This window comes from Kitasatospora sp. NPDC018058 (assembly GCF_044327205.1).
Classification (GTDB): domain Bacteria; phylum Actinomycetota; class Actinomycetes; order Streptomycetales; family Streptomycetaceae; genus Kitasatospora.
In genome coordinates, this window is sequence record NZ_JBIRFA010000013.1 from 217,468 (window position 1) to 238,329 (window position 20,862).

Here is a 20,862-nt window from a genome sequence, read left to right on the forward strand (position 1 = left end):
CCGCCCGAGCCTCCCGGCCCCGCTCGCTCCCTACCGCGCCATCAGCGGCTCCTCAGGACGGCGAGCTGCCGGGTCGCCCTGGTCATCGCGACATAGCGGTCGACCGCTCCCTCGACGCCCTCGCCGAACGCCTCCGGATCGACCAGGACAACCAGGTCGAATTCGAGCCCCTTGGCCAGCTCCGGGGTGAGCGAGCGGACCCGCGGCCGCTCCTCGAAGCCCGGGGCGCCGATGACGCAGGCAACCCCTTCGGCGTGCTCGGCGAGCCAGGTGTCGAGCACCGCCTCCAGCTCCGCCACCGCACCGTGCCGGACCGGGATGCCGCTGCTGCGCACCGAGGTCGGCACGTTGGCGTCCGGCAGGGCCGCCCGGATGGCCGGCTCGGCCTCCGCCATGACCTCCTCCGGGGTGCGGTAGTTGATGCTCAGCGAGGCCATGACGGTGCGGTCGAGCCCGACCCGCTCTAGGCGCTCCTGCCAGGACTCGGTGAAGCCGTGCCTGGCCTGGGCGCGGTCCCCGACGATGGTGAAGCTCCGGGACGGGCAGCGCAGCAGCAGCATCTGCCACTCCGCGTCGGTGAGTTCCTGGGCCTCGTCCACGACGATGTGCGCGAACGGACCGGCCAGCGGCTCCGCGTCGGCGACGGGCAGCGCGGCCTCGTCGATCAGGGTGTCCTGGAGGTCCCGGCCGCGCAGCATCGTCACCACGCCCTCGCCGTCGTCGTCCGCCTGGAGCAGGTCGCCGATCACGTCGGCCATCCGCTCGCGCTCGGCGGCCACCGAGGCCTGGTGACGGCGTCGGCGCAGGGTGGCCTCGCGGTCCCCGAGCCGCTGCCGGGCCGCGTCCAGGAGCGGCAGGTCGGCGACCGTCCAGGCCTGCGGGGCGTGCTTGCGCTGGAGTTTGCGGACCTCCTCGGGGGCGAGGTGGGGCGCGCACATCCGCAGGTAGGCGGGCACCGACCAGAGGTCGCCGACCAGGTCGGTCGCGTCGAGCAGCGGCCAGGCGCGGTTGAGGGTCTCGACCAGCTCCCGGTCCTGCCGCAGCGAGCGCCGGAACAGCTCGGGTGAGACCTCCTCGTCGTCCTGACCCAGCTTGTCCATCAGGATCGTGACCAGCTCGTCCCAGATCTGCTCGCGCGCCTCGTTGTGCGGGGTGCCCGGGTCCGGGGCGTCGAAGGCCTCGACCCAGTCCTCGGCGCTCAGCCAGAGGTCGGACCAGTGGGTGGTGACCGCCATCCCCTCGGTGGGCGGCTCCTCGTAGAACCGGACGGCCTTCTCGATCGCCTTCACCATGTCGACGGAGGACTTCAGCCGGGCCACCTCCGGGTCGGCCTCCTCCACTGCGCCCGCGCCCTCGGGGAGGAGGTCCCGCACGGTGCAGGTGCGCACGCCCTCCTCGCCAAGGCTGGGCAGGACGTCGGCGACGTAGGCCAGGTAGGGCTGGTGCGGGCCGACGAACAGCACGCCGCCGCGCCGGTGGCCGAGGCGGGGGTCGGAGTACAGCAGGTAGGCGGAGCGGTGCAGGGCGACCACGGTCTTGCCGGTACCGGGACCGCCGTCGACCACGAGGGCGCCGCGCGAGCCGGCCCGGATGATGGCGTCCTGGTCGGCCTGGATGGTACCGAGCACGTCCCGCATCCGGGCCGAGCGGTTGCCACCCAGGCTGGCGACGAAGGCGGACTGGTCGTCCAGCGCGGCGTGCCCCTCCAGGCCCTCGGCGGTGAACACCTCGTCCCAGTAGTCGGCGATCCGGCCGCGGGTCCAGCGGTACCTGCGGCGGCTGACCAGGCCCATCGGGTCGCCGTGGGTGGCCGCGAAGAACGGCTCGGCCGCGGGAGAGCGCCAGTCGACCAGCAGCCGACGGCCCTCGCTGTCGGTGAGCCCGAGCCGGCCGATGTACACCGGCTCCTCGTCGCCGGCGGCGACGATCCGCCCGAGGCACAGGTCCAGGCCGTAGCGGCGCAGCGCGCGCAGCCGGCCGCTCAGCCGGTGGACCTCGATGTCCCGGTCCATCGCCGCCTGCCCGGCGCCGCCCGGTGCCCGGCGTACCACGTCGAGCTGGTCGGACAGTTCGGCGATCGCCTGCTCCAGGCTCTCCGCGATGTCCGCGAAGTGCCGCTCGTCGCCCGCGATCAGCGCCGGGTCGGCCTTGGCGGAAAGGCGCTCGGGAAGGTCGAAAGCACTGGTGGTCAGGGGGTTCATGGCATCAGCTCCGATCTGAGGCCAGCGATTCTGCGCCATCACCGGGGCCTTGCCGCAAGACCCCCGGTGCGCTATACGTTGAGAGTGGCGAAGGGTGGGTTCTCCCCCTTTCCCTTCCTCTCCTTTCTTCCTTCCGCTCCTTTCGCAGGTGCCTCCGCCGTCCCCCGCACTCCTCTCGCCGACCCGGCCCCTAGCCGAGGCCGCACCGCGGCGGCAACCCCGGGTCACCCGGGAGGCTTACCGCGTAGCGGAGTTGGACCGCATCGGGTGGTCAGCGGTGACCGGCCGCCGGAACGGTTCGTTGGTCGCTGCGGCACACCGCACCACCGATCCGAAGAGGTCCCGCCATGTCCGAACCCTCTGCCACGCCGCAGCTCCCGAGCAGCCCGAGGGGCTCGGCCACCGGCGCCGCGGCCGGGCCCGCGACCCCCAAGAGCCTGCTGGAGCAGATGCAGGAACTGCTCGCCTCGGTGACCGCGGACCTCGCGGAGCTGCAGTCCGGCACCCGGGGCGCCGCCCCGGCCGCCACCGACCCGGCCGCCACCGAGGCCTCCGAAGCCTCGGCCGCGCCGGGCACCCGGTAGTCCGGCGCCCGCTCCTGCGCCGTCGGCCCGTCAGCGCCCGGCGGGCCGAGCCGGACCACCAGTAACGGCGCGCCCCGACCGGCCCGTTCGGGCTCCGCCCCGCCGAGTGCCGTGGGCTCCGCTCCCCCGCCCCCACCCACCGCCCCGCGCAGCCGCACGGCCACGTCCTTGCACTCCGACACCGCGTCCACGCCGTCGATGCACGTCCAGTAGAGGCTTTCGGTCTCGGCCCCGCAGGCGAGCACCACCAGCGTCTCCCCGACCTCCCGCAGCAGCTCGTCCAGCGCCTCCAACGCCGGTTCCGGCTCGCCGAGTTCGGTGAGCCGCCCGGCCCGGCCGCCGCTCACCGGGGAGGCCTTGGCGACGGACCGGTCCAGGCAGACCGCCGCGTGCGCCCCCGCCGCGGAGAGCTGCTGGCCGAGCCCGCTCAGCTCCTCGTCCTCCGACTCCGCCAACCGGGCGCCCACCGCCTCGGTGAGCAGCGCGGCCTGCCGCGCCTCGGCCAGCACGTCCGGTACGTGCCTGGCCTCGGTCAGCGCGTACCGGGCCGTCTTGATCAGTCGCAGCGCCTCCATGGACCCCGCTCCTTCCGCTCGCTGTCGCCGTCGCCCCCGACCGCCGCCGGGGCGGTCGAGTGGTCACGGCGAAAGCGTGCGGGGAAGCGGGCCGATCCGCATCCACCGATTCCGAAGCTGTGGAAAACCCGGGGGGTGTGGATAACTTCCATCCCTCACAAGGGTGATCAGCCCACGTCAGGATTGACGTCGGCCGCCCCTCCCGGCATCGGGAAGCGGTGCTCGTTGCGCTCGATCTTGGCCGCGAGCGCCTCCAGCGGATCCACCCCGACCGCCGTGCAGAACTGCACCAGGTACGCGAGCACGTCCGCGACCTCGTCACGCACCCGGTGGGCCCGCTCCGGGTCGGACATCACCACGGCCGCCTGCTCGGGGGTGAGCCACTGGAAGATCTCCAGCAGCTCCCCCGCCTCCACGCTCAGCGCCGCCGCCAGGTTCTTCGGCGTGTGGTACGGCTCCCAGCTCCGCGCGGCCGCGAAGTCCACCAGCCGCCGACGCAGAACCTCCAGCGTCAGCTCCCCGGCCCCCGCCCCCGCCGACGCCGCACGCCCCGCCGACCCCGCACGCCCGGCCGACCCCCCGGGCCCGCCCGGCTGCCCCGACCTCGTCACTCGCTCGTTCACGCCTCCAGGTCTACCGCATCCGCGTCCCCCAGCACCGCCGGAGCACCCCCGTCCCCACGCGCACACTGCACCGGCACCCGCGCCGCCTCCGGCCGCAGCACCGTGAACCCCGACCCCGGATCGCGCCGGCACTCCACCAGCGCCGCCTCCCCCGACCGCTCCCCGCCCGCCCCGAGCGCCTCCCGCGCCGCCGCCGGATCCTGCAGCGCGGCCACCACCCGCAGCTGGTTGCGCCCCGCCATGTCCCGCGCCAGCCGCAGCAGCGAGGCGGTCTGCTCGGTGGCGAGCCCGGCCCCGAGGTCCTCCGCGAGCACGGTGAGCTGCCGGTGCGCCCAGGGAACCTCGGCGGCCACGTCGAGGTCGAGCACCCCGGCCCCGGTGAGCAGCACCGCCGCGAAGGCGAGGAGACGCAGCATGCCGTCGGAGGCCTGGTCGGCCCCGGTGCGACCGAGCACGCCCTCGTCGAAGACGGCGAGCACCCGCCGCACGCCCCCGCTCTCGCGCTCCGCGAGGGTGAGCCCGAGCAGCGGGTGCGGCGCGGCGGCCTGGACGGCCCGCAGCAGCCGCCCGTACCGGCGCGGGCACTCGTTGTTCAGCCGGTTGATCACGGCCGAGATGTTGGCCGCGTTGCTGCGCAGTCGGGCCTGCGGATCGGCCTTGGCCCAGCCGCGCATCAGGGCCGGGACGGGGTGCAGCGGGAAGACCTCGCGCAGCGCGGTGAGCAGGTCCTCGACGGCGGCCAGGACCAGCCGTTCGCCGGTGGAGGAGCCGGCCACCCGCAGCGGCAGCTGCGCGGTGATCATGGTGCCGCTGGGGAGCGGCGCCCGGATGTCGCCCTGCCGGGTGTCGTTGTGCCAGCAGACGTTGACGCGCCGGTTGCGCACGTCCTGCTCGCCGGTGTCCACCAGCGTCCGGCCGTCGAGGCTGAGCGACTCCCGGGCGATCCGGACCGGACCGTCGGTACGGATCACCAGGTCGAGCCGGATCCGGCCGCGCGGTGAGCGGACGGTGCAACCCAGGATGACGGCGTCCCGCCCGTGCGGCACGCACCCGTCCAGGCCCCCGCGCACGGGCGTGGCGAGCGGGCCGGCGCGGTCCGGAAGCCCGTCCAGGGAGTCGGCGATCTCCTCGCCGAGGGCGAGCCGGGACAGCACGGCCAGCGCGTCGAGGGCGTTGGACTTGCCCACCCCGGCCGGCCCGTGCAGCACGGTGAGCGGCGCGAGCGGCAGGACGGCGCGCCGGTACGACTTGAAGGCGGTGAGCCGGAGCTCCTCGACGGTGGGACGTGGCACGGGCGGCCGGTCGGGCCCCGGAGTGCCCGGTCGCAGATGGGCCGGCCCTGCGGGCGCGGCGGCGTCGCGGTTCACCCGTCGGACGTTAGCCGCAGCCCGATCGGGAGAAACGTGCCTGCTCGGCAAATTCATCCCAACGTGGCGACCGGGCCACACATCGGTGACCCGGGACCCGCCCACGGCCTGTCGAGAACCTGCCCACAGCAGGCCCGCCCACAGGCCGTGCCCAACGTCCGCCCAGGGCCTGCCTACGGCCGCCGGTAGCTCGCCACCGTCACCGAGGCGGTCACCCCGACCGGGTCCGGCAGCCCCGCCAGCGCCGCGTCGAGCCGCTCCCGGTCGGTGTGCCAGGCGCTCGGCCCCATGCCGACGACGGTACGGACGTCCTGCGGCGCCAACCGCAGGGTGAACTCGACCTCCCGCTGCTCCACCGGCGTCAGGTAGGGCCCGAGCTTCTCGTCGATCCGGCGCTGCTTCTCCTCGTCCACCGACAGCAGCCCGAGCGCGGCCACGAGTTCGCGCAGGTGGCGGGCGGTGGGCGAGACCAGCAGCAGGGTGCCGCCGGGGCGCAGCACCCGTCGGATCTCCGGTCCGTTGCGCGGCGCGAACACGTTGAGCATCAGGTCGGCGGAGGCGTCACGTAGCGGCAGCGGGCGCCAGGCGTCGCAGACCACCGCGCCGATCCTGGGGTGGGCCTTGGCGGCGCGGCGCAGCGCGAACTTGGAGATGTCCAGGGCGGCGCCGACCCGGCCGGGCAGGGCGTCGAGGACGTGGGCCAGGTAGTGGCCGGTGCCGGCGCCGAGGTCGGCGACCAGGCCCTCGGGGGCGACGGCCGTGGCGGCCTCGGCGAGGGCGTCGGCGATCGGCCGGTAGTGGCCGGCGGCGAGGAAGTCGGCGCGGGCGGCGACCATCTCGGCGGTGTCGCCGGTGCCGGTGTGGGCGTCGCCGGCGAGGAGGCTGACGTAGCCCTGCTTGGCGAGGTCGAAGCTGTGCCCGGCGGGGCAGCGCAGGCTGCGGTCGTGCCGGGTGAGGGCCTGCGCGCAGTGGGGGCAGGCCAGGTAGGGCTCGATGTCCTGCAGCAACGTTTCGTCTTCTCTCGCCGTTCGCCCCGGCCGTTCGGGGCCCGGCCAGCCTAACGACCCCAACCCGCCCAACGACCCCGGCCCGCCCAACGACCCCGGCCCGCCCAACGACCCCGGCCCGCCCAGACCCGCCCCCGCTCCGCGGCCATCCGCAGCGCGAGCCCGGCGAGCGCCTCCGGCGCGCCGGGCCGCCCGCGCACCCCCGGGAAGGCGTTGACGTCCACGATGACCGGCTCGGCGGCCCCGTCCAGCAGGTCGACCCCGTAGACGTCGAGCCCGAACACCTCCCCCACCCGCAGCGCGAGCGCGGCCGTCCCGGCTGGCGGCTCCCACCCCCCCGCCATCCCCGGTTCCCCGTCGTCCGGGGACAGTTCGGAGCGCCGCCGAGCCGCGAACACCCGCCCGTCGACCACCCAGAGCTTCTGGTCCCACCCGCTCCCGGGCAGGTACGGCTGGGTGACGACCTCCTCCTCCCCCCAGTGTTCGACGAGCTCCCGCAGCCGGGCCGCGCCGTCGACCCGCGCGACCAGGTCGTGCCGCCGGCTGTGCCGGCTCTTGACCACGAAGGGGTGACTCGGCGGCGCGAGTTCGGCCAGCCGCCCGGCCGCGACAGTCGCCGCGAACGGCAGCCCGGCGCCCCGGGCGAGTTCCGCCATCCGCACCCGGTCCTGGCAGAGTTCGGTCGCCGCCGCCGAGTTCACCACGACCGCGCCCCGCCGCTCCAACTCACGGGCCAGCGAGAGCGCTTGCGGCGTGCGGGCCTTGAGCAGGTAGACCTCGGCGGGCTCCCCCACCGCCCCGCCGGGCGGGACGACCTCCACCTCGCACCCGCGCCGCACCAGCAGTTCTGCGGCGGCCGCGAGCACCGGGTGCCCCGGATCGCGCGCGATCAGCCCGATCCTCACAGCAAGTCCCCCTCCACCAGGCCGAGTCGGCCGTACGAGGCGCCACCCGCCGGCACCAGCACGGGCGCCGACACGGCGGTCCCGCTGCGCGCGAGCCGCAGTACCGCTCGGGCGACCCGGGCCACCGCGTCCGGCACCTGACGGAAGCTCGGGAAGTCGTTGACGTCCACCACCACCGGCCCGTCCGGCCCGAGCAGCACGTCGAGCCCGTACAGGTCAAGCCCGAACACCTCGCCGACCTGCGCCGCGATCCGCGCCACGCTCGTCGGCAGCGGCACCTGCCGCTCGCGCACGCCCTGCCCGGGGTGCAGCGGGGAGGAACGTTCCGTCGCGAAGAACTCGCCGTCGACGCAGTACACCTTGAGGTCCGTCCCGGAGTTGGGCACGTACGGCTGCGCGATCAGCAGCCCCTCGCCCGCGAGTTCGGGCCCGAGGCCGGGCAGGTCGTCGGGCCCGGCCACCAGCCGGACGCCCCGCCCCGAGCTGCCGTCGGCCGGCTTGACGACCAGCGGGTACTCCGCCGCCGGTATCTCGGCCAGCCGCTCCCAACGGGCGGCGGCGTAGGTGACCGGGACGGGCAGGCCGCGGGTGCGGGCGATGACCGAGGCGAGCGCCTTGTCCCGGACGCCACGGATCGAGCGCACGTCGTTGACGGTGGTCAGGCCGACCGCTGCGGCCGCCTCCAGCAGGGTGAGCCCGGGCCCGCCGGAGACGGTCTTGAGCACCCAGGCGTCGTGGCTGCCGGCCCGCACCGCCTCGGAGATCGCCATCAGCGAGTCCCCGGGGCGCAGCACGTCCACCCGGTGCCCCCACGCGCCGAGTTGACGTGCCACGTCCAGCGGCATCCCGTCCCGCCGGTAGTGCTCCTCCACCAGAAAGCAGAGCCTCATGGGCCTGTCTTCCCCCTTGCCTCGCCGAGTGCGGACGTCCGCCGTCCCCCTCGGCAGAGCTGTGAAGGGTTCAGCATGCCCGGCGTATACGCACAAGATCACCGCGAGCCGGTAAGCGTTCGGCAACAATCCACAACCCGCGGCCCCGGGAGTCCCGGCAAATCGGTGGCGGCCCTGCAACGCCCCTGCTTGGATGCACGCCGTGACTTCTGCTGATCGTGCTCCCGGCGACCGCGCCCTGCTCGACGAGATCGAGCGCTACTACGACACCGTGCCGCGCAGTGCCGCCGACGCCGAGGACTTCGGCCCGCTGACCCTGTTCGTCCGCAGGGGCAGCATCGGCTGGCAGTACTACGCCCGCCCGACACTCGGCCACGACGGCCCGGCCGCCACCGTCGACGATGTCCGCAAGGTACTGGAGCGGCAGCGGGAGGTGGGCGCGCCGGAGGCCTTCGAGTGGGTCGCCGAGCAGAACCCCGAGCTGCGCGCGGCCGTGGAGGCGGCCGGGCTGACGGTGCACGAGCACCCGCTGCTGGTGCTCGGTCCGCAGGAGGAGCCGGCCCCGGCGCCCGGGCTGCCCGAGCGGGTCGCGGTACGGGTGTTGGCCGCGGACGCCCCCGAGCTGGCCGACGCGGTCGCCGTCCCGCACGTCGCCTTCGGCAACCCGGGCACCGCCGCCGGCCCCGCCGGGGCGGCCGAACTGGCCGAGAACGCGGCGCGGTTGACGGCCGAGGGCGGTGTGGCGCGGATCGCCCAGCGGATCACCGACGGCGTCACCGTGCTGGCCGCCGCCCTGGACGGCACCGAGGCGCTGTGCGCGGGCCAGCACAACCCGGTGGGCCCGGTCACCGAGGTGGTCGGGGTCGGGACGCTGCCGTCCGCGCGCCGGCGCGGCCTGGGCCTGGCGGTCACCGCGGCCCTGGTGGCGCACGCCCGCGCCAACGGCGTGCGGACGGTGTTCCTGTCCGCCTCCGACGAGGACGTCGCCCGGATCTACCGCCGGGCCGGCTTCCGCCCGTTCGCGACGGCCCTCATCGCGGAGCCCTAGGCGGCAGCGGCGAGGACGGGGCTCCGGCGGTCAGTCGTCGTCCTCGTCCTCGTCGTCCGCCCCGCTGACGCCCTCCCCCTCGGCCTCGTCGACCACCCAGGCCGCCAGCCGTTCCGCGACCCCGGACACGCCGAGCCGCCCCTCCCGGATGGCCCGGGAGAGGCTGCGCACCTCGCGGGCGGTGGTGGCGACGGTGCAGCCGCTGGCGACGAGGTAGGCGTAGGCGACGGCGGTCGCGTAGAGCTCGTTGGTCTTCTCCAGGGCCGGCACCCGGATCAGCTGGTGCATCAGCGCGGCCGCGCGGTCCTGCGGTTCGGGGTAGACGGCGATGTCGAAGATCTCGGCCTGATGCCGGGTGACGGCCGCGAGCAGCGAGCCGTAGTCGGTGACCTGCGGGTCACCTGGCGTGTACTGCTCGGCGGTCATGAGCAGCCAGGAGAGGTCGACCTCCAGTTTCAACGGCGCACGTCCTGGAGTTCGCCCGGCTCCCCGAACTCGGCGAGGAACGCCGTCTCGTACTCCTTCATGAACTGCGCGGCCGCGTCGACGAAGGCCCGCCCGGACTCACCCATGTCCTGCTGGACCAGGCGCTCGATGTACTGGTTCATGCTGATCCCCTGCTGCTCCGCCCGTTCCCGGGCCATCTCCGCGGTCGTGGCGTCCACTCGGACGTTCAGCTGCTTCTTGCCCATGCCGTCAAGCTAGCGCTGAAGTGCTAGCACAACAAGGGCGCGCGCACACCGCCCGCACACCTGCCGCACGCCCCCTCGCAACCTCCCGTCCGCGAATCCGTCACCGAAGCCCCTCCACCGGACCCGCCGGGGACGGCCCAGCTCCCATACCCGCCCCGGCGCTGCCCCACCCCACCAGGACGAGCGAGACTTGAAGAGTCCTTCAGCATCCAGGACTCTGAACTCTCCTGAGCGTTCCCCCGAGCGGCACCGACCGGTGTGGAGGCCGGCAATGACAGCCATGTTCGACCAGGAGCTGCGCGAGCAGCTCGCCCAGGCCCGCCGGGACCTCGCGGCGGCCCGGGCCGAAGGGGACGCCGACGGCGTCCAGGCGTACGAGGGCCGGATCGCCGGGCTCCTCCGGCTCGCCGCCCAGCACGGCATCGACCTGCCGCACAGCGCCGAGGAAGAGGAGCACAACGAGTAGCCGCACCCCGAAACGCCGAGAAGACGGCCCCCGTACGCCACGGGGTGCCGCCTCCTCGAACATCGGGGGTCACTCCCCGGTCGGCTCCAGGATCGCCACGCACTCGAAGTGGTGCGTCATCGGGAACAGGTCGAAGGCCCGCAGCGAGACCGGACGGTAGCCGCCCTCGCGGAAGAACCGCAGGTCCCGGGCGAGCGCCGCCGGGTCGCAGGCCACGTACGCGATCCGGCGCGCCTCCAGGCCGACCAGGTGCGCGACCGTCTCACGCCCGGCGCCCGCGCGCGGCGGGTCCAGGACGATCAGGTCGGTGGCGGTGATGCCGGTGCGCGGCAGCAGCGTCTCGACCCGGTCGCACTCGATCCGCACGTTGTCCAGTGCGGCCAGGTTGTGCCGGGCGTCGACCACGGCCTGCTTGGACGACTCGATGCCGAGCACCGCGCCCTCCTCGCCGACCCGGTCGGCCAGCGCGCCCGCGAACAGGCCGACGCCGCAGTACAGGTCGAGCGCGTTCTCGCCCCACTGCGGGTCCAGTCCCTCCAGCACCGCGTCGACCAGGGTGTCCGGCGCCTCCGGGTGGATCTGCCAGAAACCGCCGTTGCTGACCCGCCAGGTCCGCCCGGCCGCCCGCTCACGCACGAAGGTGCGCCCGTGCACCCGGTGGATGTCGCCCTGCTCGTCCACCCGGGCGATCGACACCGGCTTGTCCAGCTCGACCAGCGGCAGCTGGGCGCCGGGGCGCGGGGTCAGCACCACCTGGCGGTCCGAGGAACCGGTCGCGGCGACCGCCTCGACGGTGGCCACGCCCGGCCAGTCGCGGGACTCGATGCCCAGCTCGGTGACGCCCTCGGCGGCGATCAGGCAGCGGTCCACCGGCTGCACCTCGTGCGAGCGGTGCTTGCGCAGGCCGACCTTGCCGGTCTCCGCGTCCACCGCGTACTGGACCCGGGTGCGCCAGGCCGGCACCTGCCCGGCCGGCAGCTTGCCGCCGACCGGCTCGACGCTGCCGTCCCAGCCCGCCTCGGCCGGGGTGAGCCCGGCCAGCTTGGCCAGCTGCTCGGTCAGCACCGCGGCCTTGAGCTTGCGCTGCCCGCCCGGGGTCACGTGCTGCCAGTCGCAGCCACCGCACTTGCCCGGCCCGGCGAACGGGCACGGCGCCTCGATCCGTTCCTTGGCCGGCTCCAGCACCTCCACCGCGTCGGCCCGCAGGAACCGCGAGGTGGTGGTGCCCTCGGTCACCAGCGCGATCACCTTCTCGCCGGGCAGCGTGTGCCGGACGAACAGCACCCGCCCCTCGTGCCGGGCCACACAGTGCCCGCCGCCGTGCGCGACCGGGCCGACCTCGACCTCGTAGCGCTCCCCGACCAGCGGCTCCCCGGACGGCTTCTCCGGCCGCCGCGCGGGCGCCGCGGCAGTGGTGCGCAGCGCCTTCGGCGGCCGCACCGCCTGCTTGCGCGGCGCCTTCCGGCCCGCCCCGGCGGCGGCACCCTTCTCCGCACCGGCGGGCTTCTCGGCCCGGGCGGGCTTCTCGGCGCGCACGGGCTTCTCGGCGGGGGCCTCCCCCGGCACGATCGGCGCCGTGCGCGCCGTCAAGCCGTCACGGTCGGTGGCCTCCGGGCGGTTCGGCCGGCCCCAGCGCGGCCGGGACACCTGCCCGGGCTGGGAGCCGCCCCGACGGGCGCCGCCCTTGCCGGAGGCACCGGAGGAGCCCTTGGAACGGGGCGGAGTGTTGCGCGTCACTGGGAGAAGTCCTTGCTGCGGTCGGAGGTGTCACCGGTGGTCTCACCGGTGGAGACGGAATCCTTCGACTTTACGGCCTTCGGCGCCCGGGGCTCGCCACGGCGGACGGCACCCGGCGGCGACCAGGCCTTCTGCGGCTTGCGCCGCTCCGAGGACTCCAGCTGCCAGGGGACCGAGGTGACCATCACCCCGGGCTTGAACAGCAGCCGCCCCTTGAGCCGCAGCGCGCTCTGGTTGTGCAGCAGGTGCTCGTACCAGTGACCGACCACGTACTCGGGGATGTACACCGCGACCACGTCGCGCGGGCTGCTGCGCCGCAGGTTCTTCACGTAGTCCAGGACCGGCCCGGTGATCTCGCGGTACGGCGAGTCCAGCACCTTCAGCGGCACCTCGATGCCGCGCTCGTCCCACTCCTGCCGCAGCGCCGTCGTGTCCGCCGGGTCGACGTTGACGGTGATCGCCTCCAGGGTGTGGGCGTGGGCCAGCCTGGCGTACGCGAGGGCGCGCAGCGCCGGCTTGTGCAGCTTGGAGACCAGCACGATCGCGTGCACCCGGGTGGGCGGCACCACGTCGTCCGGCTCCTCGGCGGCGGTGAGCTCCTCGGAGACCCGGTCGTAGTGGCGGCGGATGCCCTTCATCATCACGAACAGCACGGCCATCGCGGCGATCGCGATCCAGGCGTGGCCGATCTTGGTGACCAGCACGACGATCAGCACGGCCATGGTCATCACCAGGCCGAAGCCGTTGATCGCCCGGCTGCGCTGCATGCGGCGGCGCTCGGCCGGGTCGGTCTCGGTGCGCAGCAGTCGGGTCCAGTGCCGGATCATGCCGGACTGACTCATGTTGAAGGAGACGAAGACGCCGACGATGTAGAGCTGGATCAGCCTGGTCGGGTCCGCGTCGAAGGCGATGATCAGCAGGATCGCGGCGATCGCCAGCAGGATGATGCCGTTGGAGAAGGCCAGCCGGTCGCCGCGGGTGTGCAGCTGGCGCGGCAGGTAGCGGTCCTGGGCCAGGATCGAGCCGAGCACCGGGAAGCCGTTGAAGGCGGTGTTGGCGGCCAGCACCAAGATCAGACCGGTGACGGCGGCGACGAAGTAGAAGCCGGGCGTGAAGTTGTTGAAGACGGCCTCGCTGATCTGGGCCAAGGCGGTCTTCTGGTGATAGCCGGGGCCGGAGCCGACCAGCTGCTCGGCCGGGTTCTCGGCCATCTGCACCCCGGTCAACCGGGCCAGCCAGATGATGCCCATGAACATCACCACGGCGATGGTCGCCATCATCAACAGCGTGGTGGCCGCGTTCTTGCTCTTCGGCTTGCGGAAGGCCGGCACGCCGTTGGAGATCGCCTCCACGCCGGTGAGCGCGGCGCAGCCGGAGGAGAAGGACTTCAGCAGCAGGAACACCATCGCGAAGCCGGCCAGCGACTCGTTGCCGGGGACGGCGGCGAGGTGGAAACCGGAGCTCTCGGCGGGCATGGCCTGGCCGAGCACGTAGTGCCGGAAGACGCCGTAGCCGACCATCCCGATCACGCCCGCCATGAAGGCGTAGGTGGGCACCGCGAAGGCACCACCGGACTCGCGCACGCCGCGTAGGTTCATACCCATCAGCAGCACGACCACGACCACCGAGACGATCATCTCGTGCCCGCGCAGTGAGGGGACGGCGGAGACCACGTTGGCGACGCCGGAGGTGGTGGACACGGCCACGGTCAGCACGTAGTCGACCATCAGGGCGGCGGCCACCACCAGGCCGGCGGCCGGCCCGTGGTTGACGGTCGCGACCTCGTAGTCGCCACCCCCGCTCGGGTAGGCGTGCACGTTCTGTCGGTAGGAGGCGACCACGGCGAGCATCACGATCGCCACGACGAGGCCGATCTGCCAGGAGAAGTTGATCGCCGAGGCCCCCGCGACGGAGAGCGTGAGCAGGATCTCCTCGGGGGCGTACGCGACCGAGGAGAGCGCGTCCGAGGCGAAGACGGGCAGCGCGATCCGCTTGGGGAGAAGGGTCTCCCCAAGCTTGTCACTGCGCAGAGCGCGCCCGATCAGCAGGCGTTTCGGAAGGTCAGTCGGCATAGGCACGTTAAGGAATCGTAGGGGTTTGCCGGGAAGACTTGCGCCGCTTGTCCCCCCCTTCGTCGCGACTGCGTTCGGTGGACCGGCTAGCGTGTCGGATACGAGTCGGTGGGCAACACTCAGGTTGTCGAGCGGTGTCCGGCCGACGCCCCCACGAGAAGGCTCGCCCCGGAAAGCCGGGCGGGAAAGGGAGATGAACGGTGTTTGCGCAGGTCAAGAACCCTACGGGACGGGTGAGGTAGCGCCGGTGCACATCGTCATCATGGGCTGCGGCCGCGTGGGCTCCGCCCTCGCGAGAACGCTGGAGAAACAGGGCCACTCGGTGGCCGTGGTCGACCAGGACCCGACCGCGTTCCGTCGGCTGGGCGCCGGGTTCAACGGACGCCGGGTGACCGGGGTCGGCTTCGACCAGGACACCCTGCGCGAGGCGGGCATCGAGGAGGCCGGCGCCTTCGCCGCCGTCTCCAGCGGCGACAACTCCAACATCATCGCCGCGCGGGTGGCCCGGGAGACCTTCGGCGTCGAGAACGTCGCGGCCCGGATCTACGACCCCCGCCGCGCCGAGGTGTACCAGCGCCTGGGCATCCCGACCGTGGCGACGGTCCGCTGGACCGCCGACCAGATGCTGCGCCGGCTGCTGCCGAGCGGCGCCGAGCCCCTGTGGCAGGACCCGAGCGGCGGCGTGCAGCTGGCCGAGGTCGCCTACCACCCGAACTGGGTCGGCCACCGGATCAGCATGCTGGAGGAGGCCTCCGGCACCCGGGTGGCGTTCGTCACCCGGCTCGGCGAGGGCGTGCTGCCCTCGCCGCAGATGGTGGTGCAGGAGGGCGACCTGGTGCACGTGATGCTGCGCCGGACCGACCTGATGGCGGTCGAGGCCGCGTTCGCGCAGGGGCCGAAGGAGGAGGGTCACTGATGCGGGTCGCCATTGCCGGGGCCGGTGCCGTGGGCCGCTCGATCGCGGGCGAGCTGCTGGAGAACGGCCACGAGGTCCTGCTCATAGACAAGAACCCGAACTCCATCTCGGTGGAGCGGGTCCCGATGGCGGAGTGGCTGCTGGCCGACGCCTGCGAGATCACCTCGCTGGACGAGGCGGCGCTGCAGCGCTGCCACGTGGTGATCGCCGCGACCGGCGACGACAAGGTCAACCTGGTCGTCTCGCTGCTCGCCAAGACCGAGTACACGGTGCCGCGGGTGGTCGCCCGGGTGAACAACCCGAAGAACGAGTGGCTCTTCAACGAGTCCTGGGGCGTGGACGTGGCCGTCTCCACCCCGCGCCTGATGTCCGCCCTGGTCGAGGAGGCGGTCAGCGTCGGCGACCTGGTCCGCCTGATGCGCTTCAGCCAGGGCAACGCCAACCTGGTCGAGCTGACCCTGGCCGGCGAGGCCGAGCTGGTCGGTACCCGGGTGGGCGACGTGACCTGGCCGCAGGACACCGCGCTGGTGAGCATCATCCGCGAGGGCCGGGTGCTGGTGCCGGGCAAGGACGACACCCTGGAGGGTGGCGACGAGCTGCTCTTCGTCGCCGCCCAGGAGCGCGAGGAGGAGCTGGAGCAGTTGCTCTCGGCCACCTCCGGCGGCCAGTAAGGACGCGCGGTCAACGGCGGAGGCCCGCACCCCCGGGGGTGCGGGCCTCCGCCGTGCTTCCGGCGGGAGCGGCTACTTCGCCGGCTCCTCCTCGTCGTCCAGCTGCGCCTTGATCGGCGGCGGCGCCTTCAGCAGGATCTGCCAGGTCACGTACATCGCCAGCAGCAGCGGCGGGATGCCGAGGGCGACCTTCAGCCAGCCGAGCAGGTTGACGTTGTGGGTGAAGTACAGCGGGAAGAGGATCACCGGCTTGAGGCCCATGATCGCCACCCAGGCCCAGGTCGCCTTGGTGTAGGCGGCCAGGCGGCCAGGGTTCTCCTTGCGCCAGGTGAACATCTCGCCGGTGATCGGGCCGAGCATCACCCCGATCATCGGCCAGCGCGCCAGTGCGGAGGCCGCCAGGGCCACGCAGTAGCCGACGTTCCAGAGCAGGCCGGGCAGGTAGAAGTCCTCGGCCTTGCCGCTCTTCATCGCGATCCAGGCGCCGAGGGCGACGCCGAACACGCCGCTGAAGGCGTGCTGGATGGTCTCCCGCTTCGCCAGCCGGACCACCACGAACAGGCCGCTCAGGCCGAGCGCGGCCCAGGCGGCGGCGCTGACCTGGTGGGTGATGTTGTACGTGATGATGAAGACCAGGCCGGGCAGCGTCATGTCGACCATGCCGCGCACGCCGCCGAAGGCCTGCAGGACGGTGTCGGCCGCTTCCTTGGAAGCGGCCTGGCGGGCGGCCTCGGCGGCCGCCGGGTCGGGGGACGGCTCGGCGGCGGGTGCGGCACCCTCGATCGATCGTGCCAGGCCGTCCACCGCCTCCGAGGCCGCGACATCCTGCCAGGCGGCCATGTCGGCGGCGTCCAGGTCGATCCGGGCGGCGGCGTCGCCGCCGGGGTGGTTGCTCACGCTTCGCTCCCATGTCCGACCGGACGCAGCTCATAGCGGGGGTTGAACAGCACACGGCGCCCGCGTGCGTGGCTGATCCGGCCGCTGGCGACCAGTCGGCGACCCGGTTCTATGCCCGCGATCGAGCGGCGACCGAGCCAGACCACCTCCAGCGCCTCGGTGCCGTCGAAGAGTTCGGCCTCCAGGGCCGGGACACCGGCCCGCGGGCGGAGCGTCACCGTGCGCAGCGTGCCCGCGACGGTGACCAGCTCCCGGTCCGCGCAGCCGGCGATCGGCCGGCAGCCGGACTCGGCGGCACTCTCCTGGCGCAGGTCCTCGGCATCAAGCTCCTCGGCCGAGGAGGTCAGCCGGCTGAGCATGCGGCGCAATCGCCCCGGCGGCTGGCCACTGCTGTTGTCACCACTCATGTCGGCAGGGTACCGGTTTCCAGACCCCCGGCGGCAGGCCACTGGACCGCCGGGGGCCTGCGTGATCAGCTCTCGAAGCGGTAGCCCATGCCCGGTTCGGTGATGAAGTGGCGCGGGTGCGAAGGGTCGCGCTCCAGCTTGCGGCGCAGCTGGGCGAGGTAGACCCGCAGGTAGTTGGTCTCGGTGCGGTAGGCCGGGCCCCAGACCTCCTGGAGCAGCTGGGTCTGGCTGACCAGTCGGCCGGCGTTGCGGACCAGCACCTCCAGCAGGTGCCATTCGGTGGGCGTGAGGCGTACGTCGGTGCCGTCCCGGTTGACCTTCTTGGCGGCGAGGTCGACGGTGAAGCTCTCGGTGACGACCAGCGAGTCGTCCTCCCCCGCCACCGGCTCGGCCCGGCGCACGGCGGCACGCATCCGCGCGAGCAGCTCGTCCATCCCGAACGGCTTGGTGACGTAGTCGTCGGCACCGGCGTCCAGGGCCTCGACCTTCTCGTCGGAGGCGTGCCGGGCCGACAGCACGATGATCGGCACCCGGGTCCAGCCGCGCAGGCCGCGGATCACCTCGACGCCGTCCATGTCGGGCAGACCCAGGTCGAGGACGACCACGTCCGGATGGCGGGCGGCGGCCAGCTCCAGCGCGCTCGCCCCGTCATGGGCCGCGTCGACCTCGTACTTACGAGCCTTGAGGTTGATCACCAGCGCGCGGACGATCTGCGGTTCGTCGTCCACGACGAGGACCCGGGTCATCTACGGGTTCCGCCTTTCAGGGCTGTCGGATCTATCGGACTGTGCGACTCAGCTGAAGGTACGACGGGCGACACCGGGCAGCCACGGGCACGGCCGGTGCGCCGCCGGGCCTCACGTGATCAGCTGCGAGAGCGGATCGTGGCCGTCCCCGGTCGGCTCACCCGGTTCGGGCGGCCGTTCCGCGGCGGGCAGGCTGACGACCATGGTGAGACCGCCGCCGGGGGTGTCCTCGGCGGTGACGGTACCGTCCATCGCCTCGACGAAACCGCGCGCCACCGCGAGCCCGAGGCCCACCCCGGCACCGCGCGGCGCGTCCCCGTAGCGCTGGAACGGCGCGAAGATCTTCTCCTTGGCGTCCTCGGGCACCCCCGGGCCGCGGTCCACGATCCGCAGCTCCACCCGGCCCGGCCCGCCCGGCTGCTCCAGGGCGTCGGCCTTGACCAGCACCTTGACGCCGTCCGGGCTGTACTTGACGGCGTTCTCGACCAGGTTGGCCAGCGAACGCTCCAGCAGCCCGCCGTCGGCCCGGATCATCGGCAGCGTCTCCGGGACGTCCAGGCGGACCGACTCCGGCGGCACCCCGCCCAGCGCGTACGGCACCACCTCGTCCAGATCGGTCTCCTGGATCAGCGGGGTGACGGTGCCGGTCTGCAGTCGGCTCATGTCGAGCAGGTTGTTGATCAGGTGGTCCAGCCGGTCCGCCCCGGCCTCGATCCCGGCCAGCAGCTCGGCCTCGTCCTCCGGGTCCCAGTCCACGTCGGCCGAGCGCAGCGAGCTCACCGAGGCCTTGATGCCGGCCAGCGGGGTGCGCAGGTCGTGGGAGACGGCAGCCAGGAGAGCGGTCCGGATCCGGTTGCCCTCGGCCTCCCGACGGGCCGCGGCGGCCTCCCGGGCCAGCCTGCGGCGCTCCAGGACCACGGCGGCCTGCGCGGCGAAGGCCCCGAGCAGGCGCCGGTCCGCCCCGGGCAGCACCCGGCCGCGCAGCACCAGCGCCAGGCTCTCCCCGACCGGCACGTCCACATCGGCTTCCTCGGGCCGCTCCGGCGGGCGCGGCCCGGCGGTCGCCACCGGCAGCCAGGCGTCCATCGGCTCCGGGCGCTCCAGCAGCGCGGCGCTCTCCTGCCCGAAGGTCTCCCGGACCTGCTCCATCAGTGCGGTCAGCACCCCGTCGCCGTTCGGCGCGCCGCGCAGCACCGTGCCGGCCAGCGCACTGAGTGTCTGCGCCTCGGCTTGGGCGCGGGCCGCCTGGTGGGTGCGCCGGGCCGCCAGGTCCACCACGGAGGCGACCGAACAGCCGACGATGGTGAATATCGCCACCGCCATGATGTTCTGCGGCTCGCTGATGGTGAAGGTGTGCAGCGGCGGGGTGAAGTAGTAGTTCAGCACCGAGGAGCCGACCAGCGCCGAGCCGATCGACGGCAGCAGCCCGCCCACCAGCGCCGCGCACACCGTCAGCGACAGGAACAGCAGCATGTCGGTGGACAGGCCCAGCCCGCCGATCGCGGTCAGCACGAGCGCCAGCACCGGCGGACCGGCCAGCCCGATCAGCCAACCGGCGATCGTCCGGGTCCGGCCCAGGTCGGTGATCCGGCGCACCGGTACCTTGCTGCGCCGCCCGTGCCCGGCGTGCTCGTGGGTGACCATGTGGACGTCGATGTCCCCGGCCTTCTGGGTGACCGTGGTGCCGACGCCCGGCCCGTACAGGTACTGCCAGCCGGGGCGACGGCTCGTACCCAGCACGATTTGGGTCGCGTTCACGCCGCGGGCGAAGTCCAGCAGCCCGGCGGCGGGGTCGTCGCCCAGGACGTTGTGGAAGGAGCCGCCGAGGCTCTCCACCAGGGCGCGCTGCTCGATCAGCGTCTGCGGCGAGCCGGAGCCCGCGAGCCCGTCCGAGCGGGAGATGTGCACGGCCAGCAGCTCACCGCCGGAGACGCGGGCCGCGATCCTGGCCGCCCGGCGGATCAGTGTCGCCCCCTCGGGGCCGCCGGTCAGGCCGACCACGATCCGCTCCCGGGCCTGCCAGGTGCCCTCGATGCCCTGCTCGGCGCGGTACTTCTGCAGGTACTCGTCCACCCGGTCGGCGGTCCACAGCAGCGCCAGCTCGCGCAGCGCGGTCAGGTTGCCCGGGCGGAAGTAGTTGGCCAGTGCGGCGTCTATCTTCTCCGGCGCGTACACGTTGCCGTGCGCCAGCCGGCGCCGCAGTGCCTGCGGGGACATGTCCACCAGCTCGATCTGGTCCGCGCGGCGGACCACCTCGTCCGGGACGGTCTCGCGCTGACGCACCCCGGTGATGCCCATGACGGCGTCGCCGAGCGACTCCAGGTGCTGGACGTTGACGGTAGAGATCACGTCGATCCCGGCCGCCAGCAGCTCCTCGACGTCCTGCCAGCGCTTCTCGTTGCGGCAGCCGGGGACGTTGGTGTGCGCCAGTTCGTCCACCAGAGCCACCTGCGGGCGGCGGGCCAGCACGGCGTCCACGTCCATCTCGGAGAACCTGGCGCCCCGGTGCACCACCTGCTTCCGCAGCACCACCTCAAGCCCCGCGACGAGGTCCGCGGTCCGCCGCCGGCCGTGGTCCTCCACGAACGCCACCACGACGTCCGTGCCACGCTCATGCCGCCGGTGTGCCTCGGCGAGCATGGCGTACGTCTTGCCGACCCCGGGGGCCGCCCCGAGGTAGATGCGCAGCCTGCCTCGTCCCATGAGCACCATTCTTGATCCGGCTCTGTCCGGGAGCCACCCCCGGACACCTGTTCCCCTCCCTTCGAGACTACGGCGTGAGAGGCGATATTCCGCTGATCAGTGCACTGATCATGCGGTTTTAGCGACATATTGACGGAGTACCAGCCACTCGGCGGGGGTCGCTTGGGAGGTATCCACGGGCCCTTGCGAGGTCTTCACCGGGTTTCGTCTGTTTTCCGGGAAACGCGAAGAACCCCCATCCGGATTCCGGATGGGGGTTCTTCTGAAGAATTGTTCGGCGGCGTCCTACTCTCCCACAGGGTCCCCCCTGCAGTACCATCGGCGCTGTGAGGCTTAGCTTCCGGGTTCGGAATGT

General features: G+C 73.1%; 19 protein-coding genes and 1 rRNA gene. 4 read left to right on the forward strand and 16 right to left on the reverse strand.

Features of this window, described 5'->3' with window-relative positions:
* Positions 1–41: 41 nt before the first annotated feature.
* From helR to ACH4E7_RS20575, 7 genes are all read right to left on the reverse strand, one after another.
* On the reverse strand, positions 42–2,201 hold the full coding sequence (gene helR / locus ACH4E7_RS20545; protein ID WP_396250434.1) for an RNA polymerase recycling motor ATPase HelR: 2,160 nt from the start codon (positions 2,199–2,201) through the stop codon (positions 42–44).
* Between the two features lie 271 nt (positions 2,202–2,472).
* Positions 2,473–3,360 carry a DUF6099 family protein gene (locus ACH4E7_RS20550; RefSeq protein ID WP_396250435.1) on the reverse strand — a complete coding sequence of 296 codons (888 nt, stop codon included), beginning with the start codon at positions 3,358–3,360 and terminating at the stop codon, positions 2,473–2,475.
* 167 nt (positions 3,361–3,527) lie between these two features.
* Positions 3,528–3,875 carry a nucleotide pyrophosphohydrolase gene (locus ACH4E7_RS20555; RefSeq protein WP_396250455.1) on the reverse strand — a complete coding sequence of 116 codons (348 nt, stop codon included), beginning with the start codon at positions 3,873–3,875 and terminating at the stop codon, positions 3,528–3,530.
* A gap of 104 nt (positions 3,876–3,979) precedes the next feature.
* On the reverse strand, positions 3,980–5,275 hold the full coding sequence (locus ACH4E7_RS20560; RefSeq protein ID WP_396250436.1) for an AAA family ATPase: 1,296 nt from the start codon (positions 5,273–5,275) through the stop codon (positions 3,980–3,982).
* Between the two features lie 248 nt (positions 5,276–5,523).
* Entirely contained in the window at positions 5,524–6,357 is an 834-nt protein-coding gene (locus ACH4E7_RS20565; protein WP_396250437.1) for a putative RNA methyltransferase, read from the reverse strand.
* Between the two features lie 50 nt (positions 6,358–6,407).
* Complete coding sequence (locus ACH4E7_RS20570) at positions 6,408–7,262, reverse strand: RimK family alpha-L-glutamate ligase (protein ID WP_396250438.1); 855 nt, start codon at positions 7,260–7,262, stop codon at positions 6,408–6,410.
* On the reverse strand, positions 7,259–8,152 hold the full coding sequence (locus ACH4E7_RS20575) for a RimK family alpha-L-glutamate ligase (protein ID WP_396250439.1): 894 nt from the start codon (positions 8,150–8,152) through the stop codon (positions 7,259–7,261). Before ACH4E7_RS20575 ends, ACH4E7_RS20570 begins: the two co-directional genes overlap by 4 nt.
* 193 nt (positions 8,153–8,345) lie before the next feature.
* On the opposite strand from ACH4E7_RS20575, the gene ACH4E7_RS20580 reads away from it, so the two are divergent.
* A complete protein-coding gene (locus tag ACH4E7_RS20580) occupies positions 8,346–9,200 on the forward strand; it encodes a GNAT family N-acetyltransferase (protein ID WP_396250440.1) in 855 nt (284 codons plus the stop codon).
* Between the two features lie 30 nt (positions 9,201–9,230).
* Here the strand turns inward: ACH4E7_RS20580 and ACH4E7_RS20585 are convergent, their stop codons facing one another.
* Together ACH4E7_RS20585 and ACH4E7_RS20590 are read right to left on the reverse strand one after the other, a co-directional pair.
* Entirely contained in the window at positions 9,231–9,659 is a 429-nt protein-coding gene (locus ACH4E7_RS20585) for a fic family toxin-antitoxin system, toxin component (RefSeq protein ID WP_355669577.1), read from the reverse strand.
* Positions 9,656–9,892 carry a toxin-antitoxin system HicB family antitoxin gene (locus ACH4E7_RS20590; protein ID WP_196947319.1) on the reverse strand — a complete coding sequence of 79 codons (237 nt, stop codon included), beginning with the start codon at positions 9,890–9,892 and terminating at the stop codon, positions 9,656–9,658. The genes ACH4E7_RS20585 and ACH4E7_RS20590 overlap by 4 nt, the downstream gene beginning before the upstream one ends.
* Positions 9,893–10,163: 271 nt before the next feature.
* Here ACH4E7_RS20590 and ACH4E7_RS20595 point away from each other — a divergent pair, with 271 nt between their 5' ends.
* Positions 10,164–10,358, forward strand: a complete 195-nt coding sequence (locus tag ACH4E7_RS20595) for a hypothetical protein (protein WP_396250441.1) — start codon at positions 10,164–10,166, stop codon at positions 10,356–10,358.
* Between the two features lie 69 nt (positions 10,359–10,427).
* Here the strand turns inward: ACH4E7_RS20595 and ACH4E7_RS20600 are convergent, their stop codons facing one another.
* Both ACH4E7_RS20600 and ACH4E7_RS20605 read right to left on the reverse strand, forming a co-directional pair.
* Complete coding sequence (locus ACH4E7_RS20600; RefSeq protein ID WP_396250456.1) at positions 10,428–11,780, reverse strand: class I SAM-dependent RNA methyltransferase; 1,353 nt, start codon at positions 11,778–11,780, stop codon at positions 10,428–10,430.
* Between the two features lie 311 nt (positions 11,781–12,091).
* The gene (locus ACH4E7_RS20605; RefSeq protein WP_396250457.1) at positions 12,092–14,167 is read right to left on the reverse strand and encodes an APC family permease; all 2,076 of its coding nucleotides are present in this window, start codon (positions 14,165–14,167) and stop codon (positions 12,092–12,094) included.
* A 247-nt stretch (positions 14,168–14,414) separates the two neighbouring features.
* Here ACH4E7_RS20605 and ACH4E7_RS20610 point away from each other — a divergent pair, with 247 nt between their 5' ends.
* The gene (locus ACH4E7_RS20610; protein ID WP_396250442.1) at positions 14,415–15,083 is read left to right on the forward strand and encodes a potassium channel family protein; all 669 of its coding nucleotides are present in this window, start codon (positions 14,415–14,417) and stop codon (positions 15,081–15,083) included.
* Complete coding sequence (locus tag ACH4E7_RS20615) at positions 15,083–15,754, forward strand: potassium channel family protein (RefSeq protein ID WP_396250443.1); 672 nt, start codon at positions 15,083–15,085, stop codon at positions 15,752–15,754. The genes ACH4E7_RS20610 and ACH4E7_RS20615 overlap by 1 nt, the downstream gene beginning before the upstream one ends.
* Positions 15,755–15,826: 72 nt before the next feature.
* Here the strand turns inward: ACH4E7_RS20615 and ACH4E7_RS20620 are convergent, their stop codons facing one another.
* The 5 genes from ACH4E7_RS20620 to rrf form a co-directional block, all read right to left on the reverse strand.
* Positions 15,827–16,651 (reverse strand): DUF3159 domain-containing protein, encoded by an 825-nt coding sequence (locus ACH4E7_RS20620; protein WP_396250444.1) that lies wholly within the window; start codon positions 16,649–16,651, stop codon positions 15,827–15,829.
* Positions 16,648–17,058 carry an OB-fold nucleic acid binding domain-containing protein gene (locus ACH4E7_RS20625; protein WP_396250445.1) on the reverse strand — a complete coding sequence of 137 codons (411 nt, stop codon included), beginning with the start codon at positions 17,056–17,058 and terminating at the stop codon, positions 16,648–16,650. Before ACH4E7_RS20625 ends, ACH4E7_RS20620 begins: the two co-directional genes overlap by 4 nt.
* Before the next feature lie 65 nt (positions 17,059–17,123).
* Positions 17,124–17,804 (reverse strand): response regulator, encoded by a 681-nt coding sequence (locus ACH4E7_RS20630; RefSeq protein WP_033351413.1) that lies wholly within the window; start codon positions 17,802–17,804, stop codon positions 17,124–17,126.
* 111 nt (positions 17,805–17,915) lie between these two features.
* Positions 17,916–20,507, reverse strand: coding sequence for an ATP-binding protein (locus tag ACH4E7_RS20635; protein ID WP_396250446.1), 2,592 nt, complete (start codon positions 20,505–20,507; stop codon positions 17,916–17,918).
* Positions 20,508–20,779: 272 nt separating this feature from the next.
* Positions 20,780–20,862: ribosomal RNA gene (gene rrf / locus ACH4E7_RS20640) — 5S ribosomal RNA — on the reverse strand; the annotation flags it as partial.